Here is a 12,369-nt window from a genome sequence, read left to right on the forward strand (position 1 = left end):
CTCACGCTCCCACGATAACGGCGGTACCGCCCCTAGAAATCTGTACCCACACAAGACATCCGTCACTGGTGTTGCAGTCTACTGCCGCACGGAAAGGATACGACCGCTCGCCGATATGAACACGTCCATTCTGAATCCTGCCGCGCCGCGCCTGTGATTCACCCACTTGTGCGTTCTTTATCCCCGTCCGTATTGCTGACGCAAGCCCCATAACGCCGTGCATCAAAACCACCTCACCATCTTGATGGTCTGCCGCAGAAGGCGCGGCGTAAGCTCCACCGTATTGGACTGCAAAAAATACTCGTGTCCTTCGAAGCGGATGCGCTCGGTGAAATCAACGATGTGGTCAATATCCGGAACGCCGCTACGAATCCGTGCGTGAATCTCCACCGTAACCGTCTCCTGTGTTTTGCGATTGAGCCATTCGATCTCGCTCGTCAGCATCCGTAAATATTCTGCGCCCACAACGGGAAACTCGGTGTCGATGAGCGAGGAATACGGCAGCGTATCATCACTGGCATAATGAGCACCAAGGCTGAGATTCGACTGTTCGACGGTGAACTGACTTGCCTTGCCGCCGGGCTTGCCCTGCGACAAGCTGCTGCCCTCCAATACGCCGTCCACATAGACGGTAGTCGCATACCATCCGTAGCCGAGCGGCGCGTGGTAGGTGATGCGTTCCGTTCCCTTTTCTCTGTTCCAGTCCTCCCAGTCATATTCATTGTGCTTCTTCCCATCATTGACCGCCTCGGTGGTACGTTCCCACTCCTTGAAGAGATAGACATCGCGCCCCGTAGTGGCGTAGGCGTAATCTGTGCGGCTTGTCGAGCCGTCCGTGTTGTGCGTGCGTTTCTCGGCAAGATATTCGCCATCATAGGAGTATGTGCTGTATCCGTTCTCATTCGTCTCGCGCACGAGGAAGCCGTTGGAATACGTTCTGCTGATTTCTTTGAATGAAATCGTACCTGTGAAGGGAACAGGCGTGGCATCCTCCTCATTGTGCGCTCCACTTTCATGATTGTTGTTCGCGCTGTGCCAGACGGAGCGCAGGAGTTTTCGCTCTACGGTCGGCTGTGCGTGCGGCCAGTTCGTAATATCGACCACGGATTCCTCCATACCGCGCTGAATGATATGGAGTGTGTCGCCCCGTATGAACACATTGATCTGACGCTGCGGCAGTTTTGCCGTCCATCCGAAGAGTGCGGAGATAAAGTCATGATACGTCATTCCACTCCCCTCGAAGTTCTGCGACGGTGTGAAATCATCGGTCAGACGATGAAGCCGAAGCCCGAGTGCCGATGCAATTTCCGCCGCATAGCGCGAGACCTTCGCCCGCTCGACGTAGATATGGATGGGCGTGTAGAGGAGTGTGTCTTTACTGTACGTTCCCTTGACAGACTGCACGATTCCGCGCTGACTCGTTTCCTCCACGAGAAAGCGAAAGGCATAGTCCATCACCCGCCCCTCTACAGTCGCGCCAATGGAGAGAGGATTCACCGTTTCGAGTTGAATGTTATCCGAGAGACTGAGTTCGCCGAGCGTCACGGAGAATGAGCGAATGCCGCGCTCTCTAAACTCTGCATAGGTCAGTGTATGAGGAATCTCTATCCTCGTATCTGCAACAATACGTGACTGCTTAATGAGCGCCCGCTTCGTATCTGCCAACGCTGCTTCGCAATGACCGATGCGCCGCTGTGTGTCACTCGTTACTGTGATTTTCTTGACAATCCGAATATCGCGCAGGGTATCTGCACGCATGGCGATGGATGTGTTGAGACGGCGCGACGTATCTCCGCTGACCTGCACGGGCTGACGGAATACGGGAATCACTGTGGCGTATATAATCGGTTTGAGGTGAATACGCCCCATCGGCAGCCACGAAATGCAGACGGCAGGTTTCAGCTTGATGCTCATGTTCCCGCTCTCCATCCAAACTGCCGCCCTGCGACTTCCGCAATCGTCATGGAGACAGTGCGCGTGTCCATAACGGTGGAATTCGGATTCTGTTCGACAACGTGTCTCCTGTATTCGGTGACAGTGCCCCCGCTCTTTTCAATCGCCGTCAGAGCGCACAACCCTTCTGCCGTGCGGTAGGCAGGATTCCCAATGAGTGAAATCCCCGTCACACGCGAATCTGCGCCATACTGCGTGGACAGGGCGGCAATATCGACCGTTTGCAAAAGCTCCTGATTCGCAGCCGTCGCCTCATAACTCCCGTCCCCGCAGTCGGTCATATTTGTCTGCGTCTCTTTGACTGGCAGCATAACGACCTGCTCTTTCGGATTGATTTCCTCATCTGAGAAGATGAGATTCGAGATAAGGATGTCATCATTCTTACTGAGAACTGTGATGGTATTCGCATATGTATCATTGGCATACCAAAAATTTCTGTCCCGTTTGTTGCAAATTTCTCGCTCATTGACGATCACATGAAAGATGCCGTCATTGTTTCTTCCCTGTTTAATGTGAAACCACAGCGTATTGACTGCATCTGAGCGCACAAAATCGGCTGTTTCGTAAATATCAAATACGGTACTGGCATCGTGTCCCTCAATGTCCCATTTCCCTCGGTGCGGGTACACTCTGACCCAGTTGCCGAATCCAATACCAATCTCAAGGCGAACATCCGATGCGTTCTGTGGATTCTTGAGGTACATATCTAGTTTTGCATAAAACTCGGTGGGTACTTCAGAAAATGTGAGGCCCTTATGATCCTCCGGCTGCCAGAAGGATACACCCGTCTTGCTGTACTGCTTACCCGTCACCGTTGTACCGCCACTGGTCGAGAGCAGCTCTGCATAGCCTGGATTAATGTATCTGAACGCCATACGAACCTCCTCAGTCCGACACCAAAAGGCCCTCTGCTTGAATGTCCACACTCACATCCTGCTGCGGTTTCTCGTCCGCTGTGCTGATTGCCTTTACCCAGAAAATCGTATTCCTGTCTGCAACATTGGATAATGAGATACTGTCTTTCCATTCGGCAGAATCCAACGCCGTCTGAGCAGTGTATTTGTTATCCATCGCGACCTTCCACTTATCCGCATGACCGCCGACGAATTTGATTGTAAGTGTTCCGTCAATATGGAATCCACTCTCGCAGCGTACGGCGCACTTGACGACTTTCTGCTCGCCCTTGCCCGCATCGAGCAGGACGAAGATGGGCGCAAGTTCCGTGCCGGAGCTGACCTCCGTCCCGTCCTTGCCGCCCTCGGTCGGATTGTTCATATAGATATGCAGCAGTTCTGCCATTGTCATACCCTCCAAAATTCAAGAGACAGTTTATATACCTTCGGGAAATGAGCCATATACTCGTAAGACTTCACCACCACACGCATGGACGGCAGGATGTTCCCGCCCTCATCCGTGACGCTCACCATTGCACGGCTGTCCCAGTAGCCCTTGATCTTTTCCCATGCGGCAGAAGTGACCGTGACCGAACAGGAAATACGATCGCCCTCTGCAATATGCCCGAAATCCTGCACGACCGCTCCGCCGACAATTTCCAAAAGCTGTTGACGGTCGTCGGGAATGGTCTGCCAGTTTTCAACGGATAATGTCCGTACCTCACCAATGTGAATATGAATTGGAATCACCCCCTAGGGCATTTTCAACGGCAGGACGGATGCGGTCGGCGACATGATCGGCGAGCATACGCATTCCCTCGTTATCCTCCGTGACGGCGTTCTCGATTTGCACCTGTATGTGAATCTGACGGTTGTCTGTCATGGATGGAGCAGTCTGACCGCTGTTCCGCGCGTCGGATGCGGAAGAAACGCCTTGCACCTGCCGCCCGAGTTCCGACATCATTCCCGCATAGGAGAACTCCTGTCCATTGACACGAATGCGTGAATTGTCCTCACGCTTCTCGGGGGCAAAATTCGGCAGGAGATTCTCCATCGCCCATTTACGCCCGGACTGAAACTGTTGGAGAAGCTCCGGTGTCAGCCCCAAGTCCTCTGCCGTAAACTTGTTCTTTTTGCGAAGGTACTGCATCAATCCGACCTGCCCGGACTTCTTGAACACCTGCAGTTCCTCTTTCTGGGAGCGGAGAACTTCCAAGGCGGCGTTACGTTTGGCATCGAGTTTTTCCTTCTCTGCCCACCGCGTCGCTTCGACCTCATCCAGCCCCTTCTGTACCCACGCATCCTTCTCACGCTCAATCTCGGCAAGACGGTTCTCGAGTTCTGTTTTCCAGATGGAGTCAATATTGGTGGCAACATCCCGCTCCCACTGCTCCATGACACGCGCCTTGCTCTCACTGAGCCACGTCTGCGTTTGGACTTCATCTAGTCCCTTCTGACGAAAGGCATCGGCTTCGCGGGCGATGGAATCCAGCTTGTTTTGGAGATCCGTCTTGTAGAGAGCATTCGCCTTGTCCACAACATCCCGCTGAAAGTCGGAATAAATCTTCGCTTCCTTTGCCAAGCGGTATTCGTCGATCAGATGCGGATCGGCGCCCTTCCGGAAGAACTCAAAGGATTCACGATCCAGAGCGTGTAGAGTGTTCTGGATGTCCGTGTGTGTCAGTGCATACAGGTTGTCCGTCAATTGTGCGGTCGCCTTTGCAGATTCACTGACCATCTTTGCGGCATCTTTCTCGGCTGCCGCACGGATTTTCGCCGCCTTTGCATTCTGCTCCTGCGCCTTGGCGTTCTTCTCCGCCTCGACACGGGCGCTCTCCTCTGCCACAGCTTTCTCTTTGGCAATCTTCTGCTGTTCCAGATATTGCTTGTACTCATCGCCGTAAATAGCGTCAAGAACCGTACCGCCGAGGAACGGAACAGCAATCAGCGGAGATGCCACGGGGTGATTTTTCACAAGCCAGCTGTTCGCCTCAGCGTGCTCATTGACCTTATGAATCTGCTCACCAACAAAGCCCGCAAGTTCTGCAACGGTCTTGAGTGCTTCACCCCAACCAAGGACGGCATCCTTGATCTCGTCCTTGTTGTCGCGAATTGTCTCGATGAACGTCTGGAAACCGTCATTGATCTCCGGCATGAGTTCTTCGGCGGCAGGAAGCAGTGCCGCGCCAAGGGCAAGTTTCAACTGCCCCGCTTCCATCTCCATCGCACGCCACTTGAGATAGGTCTCATGCGCCTGTTCCGGGTCAAGCAGTCCCGTGGTCTTGACGCGAGAAGATATGGTCATCAGATCGTCATACTGTTCGAGAATGGGGATGAGCGCAGCCCCGCGTGCTCCGAGGACTTCGGCGGTATATGCTTCCTCCATCCCCGCTTCGCTTGCTGTCTTGTACCCTTTGGCGAGCTGTGCCAGCTGCTCGTTGAGCGGCAGGAGATTTCCCTGCTGGTCTTTGAGGGCAATCCCGAAACGAGAGAGGGCGCGAGAGGTGTCATTCCCGCTCTCCCCCGCAGCAGATACCTGCTTGTCCAGACGTGCAATCAGAGGTATGACACTCTTAATGTCCGTATCCGCAAGCTGAAACACCCGATTGAGTGTCGCCGCCTCACCTGCCGAGACGTGAAGCCGCTGTGTGAGTTTGTAGACGTTCTCGCCCGCAAGCATCGCGTCTTTGGTGATATTGAACAATCCCGCACCTGTCGCAGCCACAACCATAACGGCAGCCATCTTTGCCGAGAGGACGTTGAATCCGCTCGTAAGGTTTTTAACACCCGCTTGCGCCGCCGTCATTCCCGCTGAGATACGCCCACCGAGCGTGCCGGAAAGCACTGCGCTCTCCTTGAGGCGGTTATTCAGTTTCCGCACCTCGGCTTCGGTCTGCGCGACGGTTCTCTGCTGACGCAGGAGATTGCTTTCGGCACGCCGATAGGATGCGCTGTCCACGCCGTCATTCTTCTTGACAGACTGCAAAACAGCGGCAAGAATCTGTTCCTTTTGCCGCTGAATGTCCAACTCACGGTTGATCGCCTGATGACGAACCTTGATCTTGTCGAGTTCCGTACCCACACCGTCGAGTTTGGCGAGGTCGGCATCGAGTTTCAGATGGATGTTGTTTGCCTTGCTGTTGAGCCGTGCGATGGAATCCGAGACGGTCTTGCCCGCCGTGTCAAAGTCCAGCTGCAGCTGTGCAATGTTGAGACCGATGTCGAGATAGAGTTCATCAATCTTCTGTCCGCGCTTTGCCACTCCATCTCCCTCCCTACATCACGTCGTCAATAAATCGCTCGGATTGCTGTTGCTCACAAAGAGCGGTCACAACAAGCTGATCGAGCAGGAAGCCAACCTCGTGTGCGTCAATTTCCTGCATCGTCCACCCATAGGCGGACTGCAGCCGCTCATAATAGCGCAGTAGATTCTGGTACGGAGAAAGAACTACGCCTCTTTCCCCGTCTCTCCGTTTGGGAGGTTCACCAGTTTGGAAAACGTCAACGACTGAATCCATCGAAAGAGTGCACGGGTAAGCGGTACAATGTCTGCGATATCCACATTTTCGTCGATGACCTCTTTTGTGACATCATCACGTCCGAATCCGAGAACGATCAGACGGACGTGCTCGTCCAGAAAATCTTCAAGGCTCAGACCTTCCTTGTCGGCATCAAAAAAGGCAAGGAACTCGCGCCACACCTTCATCTTCGGAGGTTTCGGCATGATCTCCCTGCCCGCAATATGCAGTATCGGTGTTTCCATCATGTCCTCCCTCAGACCTGCTCGTACCACTTCGTTCCTGTCTCTGCGGCAAATCCCGCCGCCTCCTCATCCGCCTTGGCGTAGGACAGCCCGTCCGAGAGACGATAGATTGCCTTTGCCGTCAGTGTCGGCGTGTCGAACTGGATGCTCTCCTGCTTCGAGTTGCCGGATTCCGAGGGTTCTGTGAATTGGACTTTGTAGAACTTGGTGAACCTCTTCTTGCCGTTGCGCTTGTCCGACTGGAATAGGACGGCGAAGTATGGCGCAACATCGTCCTTGCCCGCCTTCATCACACCGTTCTCGATACTGTGTCCCAAAAGATAAGCCGTGTATTCCAAAGGAAGCGCGGCAGTGTCAAAGGTCAGATCGTAGGATGCGGTATTGGATGCCGTATCCACGGACTGACCGTCGGCGAATAGTTCCGCCTGATTCGTCTGCGGCTTGATGTCTACCTTGCGCAGAAGTTTTCCGAGGGGAATCGGCTTCTCGTAGGTCGCTGTGCCGCCCGACTCGTCGGTGAGCATCTTGGCGATGTGAAGTTTCTGGATGTTGATGAACTGCCCGCTTGTCAGATTCCCTGCAGGCTTTGCTGTTGGTGTTGGACTTGGCATATTATTCTCCCTCCATTGCTGTTTTATAGTCTGTGATTTCCACGAATATATCTTTCTCTGTCAGTTCCTGCGTCTGCACACGGACAAACCCGAGAGGCAGAAGCGCGTTCTGCACGGCTCTGTGAATCTCCCGAAACCGTCCGTCCTTCGTCAGGATGTGGATACGCACCGTGATTCGTCGTTCCATCTCCGTGCCATCTACCGAAAGGGCGGGAACATCCGAGATCACCGAATAGACGAGAATCGGATACGTCCCTGCGTCGGGACTGCACCCGTGGTAGATGCTCTTCTTCCCGTGTGCGAGAAGCTGAGACAGTGCCTTGGAGCGCACAAGAGCCTGATACACCATCCTTGCGACACTCATTTCCCTCGCCTCCGAATGGCAGACTGCACGGCATCGACGATGGCAGAGCGGATACCGTCCTTCTTGGCATCGAGTGCCGGATAGAGGAACGGTTTGTTAATCCTCGGGCTGAACTCGACAAGCACGCCATAGAATACGCCGTCACTGGATTCTGCATCCGCTGCAATCCTCCAAACAGAGCCGTCTTTTCTGCGCAGTCGCTTGTGGATGGAATCTCGCAGTGCGCCTTTGACCACACGCTTATCTGTTCCCGTATAGACGGGACAGCGGTTCTTTGCCTCCGCGACCACATCATCCGCGCCATGTGCGAGTGCTGCCTTTGCTGCAGCCGTCGCCTCCGCGCCAAGCTCGGACAATATCTTCTCGGCAGAGACGAATCCTCTATATCTAGCCATCTTCCACCAACTCCCTGCATTCTATGACAAGCCACTGTTTCTTCCCGCCGAGCGGATACGGTGGCGCAATAGGTATGAGCCGCTTCCCACTCCACTCCACAATATCCGTCACACGTACATCCGCACGGTAACGAACAACGATGCGATAATCCACCTCCTGCACCTTCTCCGCATAACCGTCGGAGATTTTCGCGGCAAAGGGCAGAACGAGTGCCCAGGCTTTACCGACTTCCTGCACCGACGATGAAAGGATATTCCCCTCATCGTCCGTATCCATCACGGGGCGCAGGATGGAAATTCGGTGACGCAGTTCGCTCATAGACACCTGCATCTAAAAGACCTCCTTCCGCACACCAAAGAGGAGCGACCGCAGTGTCAAGGCAAGCCCTCTGTGATCCGCTTCCTCCCGATGTTCATAGAGATAGGACACGGCATAGAGCACCGCGACACGCACAATTGCCTGATCTTCAACCTTGGACAGCTTCTTCACGCGCAGTAATGCAGTACAAATCTGCTCTGCCGTTTCCGTAAAATGTGTGAGGAGATCGTCCTCCTCATCCCCGTCAATCCGCAGATACTGCTTGACTGCTGCAAGCGGCACAAGCATAGAACCACCTCCCTCTTTGCCGCAAAAACGAAAATCCATCAATTTGGTGCTGAATTTATCAGCGATTCCATACATCAGCCCTTCATCTTGAGCGTCTGCACAGCCTCTTCGAGCACGAGCTTCCCGTCCACGCGCTCCTTCATGACATATCCGACCATACCGTTGCCTGCAAACAGCTCCTTGAGTTCCTGCAGGGAGCGGGTGCCGCGATCCCCGATGTTGTAGTAGGAGTAGTCACCGAATGCGATGACGGTCTTGCCTGCTGCAATAGCCGGCATATATGCCGAGGAGTACACTGGGTAGCCGAGCAGACGGTCGGGTTCGCCCATCTGGTACGACGGCTGCCAGAAATACGCTCCGTTCGCATCCTTGAGTTTGCGGATGCTTGCAAGCGTCTGGTCATTGACGATGAATGCCGCATTCTTGCGGTAGGGACGCTTGAGGCTGTAGACGAGCGTCACAAGTTCATCCGCCTTGAGGTCTGCCGCCGTCGTAGTGACGGATGTCTTTGCCGAAATGAGAAGCCCCTTCGGCTTGTGCGTCCCATCGCCATTGAGAAACGCATCCTCCTCGGCGTTGCCCAGTGCCTTGCCGAACTGCTCGATGAGGTAGTTTTCGAGCTTGAAGGCATTGTCGTAGAGCAGTTCCTCCGTCACCTTGACTGCAACGTGGAGTTTGTGCGCATCGAGGACAATCTGGTCAAAGGTCGCCTCACCAAAGGTGAGCTGTGCCCCCTCCTCAATCCACGATGCCGCAGGCTTTGTAGCGGCAATGTTGATCTTGTGCTCCCCGCTCGTGGTAATCACCGTCGCAAGCGGACGCAGGACGTTCTCTTCGCTGAGTACGTCGATCAGACGCTGATCGTATTCCTCGGGAACGAGATAGCCGCCGTTTGCATCCACGCCTTCCTGCAGAACATTCTCCACCTGCCGGAAATTCGTGCGAAGTGCTTTGAGCATTGCCGAGCGATAGCCTTCACTTGCACGCCCTGTCTTTTCAGGAGGCAATCCTGCACCTGCCCCCGGCATGTTGGTAATTGCCGCTGTCACAGGCTTTGCAAGCTGCGCGTCGAGGATCGCCTGACGCTCCATGCGCTCGATGTCCTTGCCGAGTGCGAGCACCTCATTCTCCATCTGCTCATACGCCTTGGCATCCTCTGCCGTAAGACGACCGTCCTTTTCGTGAGAAGCCAGAAACTGCTTTGCCTGTTCCCACATTTCTGCACGCTTCTCGCGCATTGCCATGATCTTATCCATGATCTTTTTCCCTCCGTTAATGTGAAATAGAAAAGAGCCGCTTCTTAAACGGCTCTGCATCGACATTAGTATTTTGCGTTCCCTGCCCGAATTTCGAGAGCAGGGAGTTTGTGACGGCGGCGCGGGAGAAGATCAGCCCGTCTGCCGTATCCGTCATAGGACGCTGAACGTCCGCATAGAGAACGGAATCCGCGAAGCCGAGTTCCACGGCTTTCTTTGCGTTCATCCACGTCTCGGCATCCATCAGCCGTGAAATCTTCGCACGGGAAAGTCCTGTCTTGATCTCGTAGGCGTTGATGATGCTCTCCTTGATCTCGGCAAGGAATGTGATTGTCCGCTCCATCTCGTGCGTGTCTCCGATGGAAACAGTCATCGGGTTGTGGATCATCAACATCCCCAAGGGTGAAATCTCAACGGTTGATCCTGCCATCGCCACAACGGATGCGGCAGAAGCGGCAATCCCGTCAATCTTGACCGTGACCTCGCCGGGATACTCCATGAGCATATTGTAGATTTGCGCCGCCGCATAACAGTCTCCGCCGGGTGAGTTGATCCAGAGGTCAATATCTCCCTCGGCGGCGTTCAGTTCAGCGCGAAACATCTGAGGTGTGACCTCATCTCCCCACCACGTTTCGTCCGAAATCTCACCGTCCAGGAGCAAGACACGCTTCTCTCCCTCGTTCCGTACCCAGTTCCAAAATTTACGTTTCATCACTTACTCCCTTCTGCCTAGCGGCAAACAGCCCTGCGTCCCTCAGTTTTGTCATATTTCCGTTGATAAGGTACAGATCGCCGCCCTCCTCCGCTTCGATGGGATTCATGTCCTCAAGACTGCGGATGTCGTTCGCGGAGAGCCATCCGTTCTGCCGCCCGATGGCGTATCCCTCCATACGGCTCTTGTAGTCCCCGCGCAGTAATCCATCGACGTTGAAGCGGATGAAGTAATCCTTCCGCTCCTTGTCCGTCAGCAGTGCTTTCTGCAGCGACTGCTCCCATCGAACCACCCACGGATTCAAGGTGTACTTTACGAACTCCAAAGACTGCTGCTCGATGTTGGAAAACGAAGATTTCTCCAAATCTCCGACCATATGCGGCGGCACACGGTAGAGCCGAGCAATCTCGTCGATCTGAAACTTTCTCGTCTCAAGGAACTGCGCCTCCTCGGGCGGAATGGCAATCTGCTGATACTTCACGCCCTCCTCGAGGACAGCGATCTTTCCCGTGTTCATCGTACCGCCGTAGACGGCGTGCCAGCTCTCACGGAGCTTCGACGGGTCTTTGAGGACACCGGGATGCTCCAAAACACCGCCCGGACGCGCACCGTTTTTGAAGAACGCCGCACCATATTCCTCCGTCGCAAGAGCAATGCCGATGGCATTCTTTGCCATAGCGATGGGTGAATAACCCACAAGTCCGTCAAAGCCGAGTCCCGGAATATGCAGCACATCCTCACGCCGCAGCCGAATCTGCCCCTTATCCGCAAAGTTTGGATTCTCCTCCGTACTTCTCGTGTAGGTGTAGTAGAGTTCGCACGTGCGGCTGTCGCGGCTGACCTCCATCTTGTCCGGAAGGAGCGGATAGAGTCCAAGGACACGTCCTCTGCCATCCCGCAAAATTTGTGCGTAAGCATTCCCCCACAGGAGGAGATGCGACATAAGCGTCTCACGAAAGACGAAACTCGTCATTTCGGGATTCGGCGCATCGTGAAGCAGGAAGTACAGCGGATGCTCCGGCACACGCTCCTTGCCCTGCCCTTGGTAGGCATAAACATGGAGCGGCAACCCTGCGATGGATTCGGCGAGGATGCGCACACAAGCATAAACTGCCGTTGTCTGCATTGCCGTTCGCTCGTTGACCGCCTTGCCCGCCGCAGTCTGCCCAAACAAAAAGGACAAGCCGCCAAGATGATTTCTGGGCTTGTCCCGCGAACGGAAGAGTTTGCTGAATAGATTCATATACACCATCCATTCTTTATAAAAAGGATTTTTTTTCTGTTTAACGAAATCTCTCCATAAAGGAGATGATCTTATGAATAAATTACTCCGATACCCATTCTTGCTCGTTATCTTGTCGCTTATTTCTATGTCCGTTCATGTCGAGGCTACCCCCCAATATCTGGATAACAATCCAAACTACCGGCTCTCTTATGCCCATGCCAACTATTGCGAATACGTAGATTTAATTTCCTGTACCTACAACGATGAGGATGAAACATACGAGACCTGCTCATCTGGATATATTGCGTATACGATGGATATAACCGGTGATACCAGCACATATCAAACACGAACATTTCGCTTTAGGAAAAATCGAACGCAACCTCCACAAGTTTATGAAAATGGAGAATGGATCACACTCCAATCCTATAGTGAGTCCGAAGGTCAGAGATATATTGAGCAATATGGCTATACAGAATATATAGAGCACTACCATCTTTACGCGCGAAGTATGTTCAACATTGTTTATGAGCAAATATCCGGAATGCCATATCCTAGCGATCAAAAAGAAACGATACAATAGCTATTTT

The 12,369-nt window shown here is 53.7% G+C and carries 16 protein-coding genes; 1 reads left to right on the plus strand and 15 read right to left on the minus strand.

Going from position 1 to position 12,369, the window contains the following annotated elements:
- Position 1 precedes the first annotated feature (1 nt).
- From BCS37_RS11780 to BCS37_RS06500, 15 genes are all read right to left on the minus strand, one after another.
- Positions 2 to 223: a hypothetical protein gene (locus BCS37_RS11780; protein ID WP_083205778.1), complete on the minus strand. Its 222-nt coding sequence runs from the start codon at positions 221 to 223 to the stop codon at positions 2 to 4.
- Positions 223 to 1,914 (minus strand): hypothetical protein, encoded by a 1,692-nt coding sequence (locus tag BCS37_RS06435; protein ID WP_069180680.1) that lies wholly within the window; start codon positions 1,912 to 1,914, stop codon positions 223 to 225. The genes BCS37_RS11780 and BCS37_RS06435 overlap by 1 nt, the downstream gene beginning before the upstream one ends.
- Positions 1,911 to 2,828, minus strand: a complete 918-nt coding sequence (locus tag BCS37_RS06440; RefSeq protein WP_069180681.1) for a hypothetical protein — start codon at positions 2,826 to 2,828, stop codon at positions 1,911 to 1,913. The genes BCS37_RS06435 and BCS37_RS06440 overlap by 4 nt, the downstream gene beginning before the upstream one ends.
- A gap of 10 nt (positions 2,829 to 2,838) precedes the next feature.
- Complete coding sequence (locus tag BCS37_RS06445) at positions 2,839 to 3,252, minus strand: hypothetical protein (RefSeq protein ID WP_069180682.1); 414 nt, start codon at positions 3,250 to 3,252, stop codon at positions 2,839 to 2,841.
- Between the two features lie 2 nt (positions 3,253 to 3,254).
- Complete coding sequence (locus BCS37_RS06450) at positions 3,255 to 3,596, minus strand: phosphoribosylformylglycinamidine cyclo-ligase (RefSeq protein ID WP_069180683.1); 342 nt, start codon at positions 3,594 to 3,596, stop codon at positions 3,255 to 3,257.
- Positions 3,568 to 6,108 (minus strand): hypothetical protein, encoded by a 2,541-nt coding sequence (locus tag BCS37_RS06455; protein ID WP_069180684.1) that lies wholly within the window; start codon positions 6,106 to 6,108, stop codon positions 3,568 to 3,570. Before BCS37_RS06455 ends, BCS37_RS06450 begins: the two co-directional genes overlap by 29 nt.
- 186 nt (positions 6,109 to 6,294) lie before the next feature.
- Positions 6,295 to 6,609, minus strand: coding sequence for a hypothetical protein (locus BCS37_RS06460; protein WP_069180685.1), 315 nt, complete (start codon positions 6,607 to 6,609; stop codon positions 6,295 to 6,297).
- Positions 6,610 to 6,620: 11 nt separating this feature from the next.
- Positions 6,621 to 7,220, minus strand: coding sequence for a major tail protein (locus tag BCS37_RS06465; protein ID WP_069180686.1), 600 nt, complete (start codon positions 7,218 to 7,220; stop codon positions 6,621 to 6,623).
- Between the two features lies 1 nt (position 7,221).
- Positions 7,222 to 7,584, minus strand: a complete 363-nt coding sequence (gene gp17, locus BCS37_RS06470) for a tail completion protein gp17 (protein WP_069180687.1) — start codon at positions 7,582 to 7,584, stop codon at positions 7,222 to 7,224.
- Entirely contained in the window at positions 7,581 to 7,979 is a 399-nt protein-coding gene (locus tag BCS37_RS06475) for an HK97 gp10 family phage protein (RefSeq protein WP_069180688.1), read from the minus strand. Before BCS37_RS06475 ends, gp17 begins: the two co-directional genes overlap by 4 nt.
- Positions 7,972 to 8,310: a head-tail adaptor protein gene (locus BCS37_RS06480; RefSeq protein WP_069180689.1), complete on the minus strand. Its 339-nt coding sequence runs from the start codon at positions 8,308 to 8,310 to the stop codon at positions 7,972 to 7,974. Before BCS37_RS06480 ends, BCS37_RS06475 begins: the two co-directional genes overlap by 8 nt.
- Positions 8,311 to 8,586, minus strand: a complete 276-nt coding sequence (locus tag BCS37_RS06485) for a head-tail connector protein (RefSeq protein ID WP_009657058.1) — start codon at positions 8,584 to 8,586, stop codon at positions 8,311 to 8,313.
- A gap of 74 nt (positions 8,587 to 8,660) precedes the next feature.
- The gene (locus tag BCS37_RS06490; RefSeq protein ID WP_069180690.1) at positions 8,661 to 9,842 is read right to left on the minus strand and encodes a phage major capsid protein; all 1,182 of its coding nucleotides are present in this window, start codon (positions 9,840 to 9,842) and stop codon (positions 8,661 to 8,663) included.
- A gap of 16 nt (positions 9,843 to 9,858) precedes the next feature.
- Complete coding sequence (locus tag BCS37_RS06495) at positions 9,859 to 10,554, minus strand: head maturation protease, ClpP-related (protein WP_069180691.1); 696 nt, start codon at positions 10,552 to 10,554, stop codon at positions 9,859 to 9,861.
- A complete protein-coding gene (locus BCS37_RS06500) occupies positions 10,544 to 11,797 on the minus strand; it encodes a phage portal protein (protein WP_069180692.1) in 1,254 nt (417 codons plus the stop codon). Before BCS37_RS06500 ends, BCS37_RS06495 begins: the two co-directional genes overlap by 11 nt.
- A 73-nt stretch (positions 11,798 to 11,870) precedes the next feature.
- On the opposite strand from BCS37_RS06500, the gene BCS37_RS06505 reads away from it, so the two are divergent.
- On the plus strand, positions 11,871 to 12,362 hold the full coding sequence (locus tag BCS37_RS06505) for a hypothetical protein (protein WP_069180693.1): 492 nt from the start codon (positions 11,871 to 11,873) through the stop codon (positions 12,360 to 12,362).
- Positions 12,363 to 12,369: the final 7 nt, after the last annotated feature.

This window comes from Selenomonas sp. oral taxon 920 (genome assembly GCF_001717585.1).
Taxonomy (GTDB): domain Bacteria; phylum Bacillota; class Negativicutes; order Selenomonadales; family Selenomonadaceae; genus Centipeda.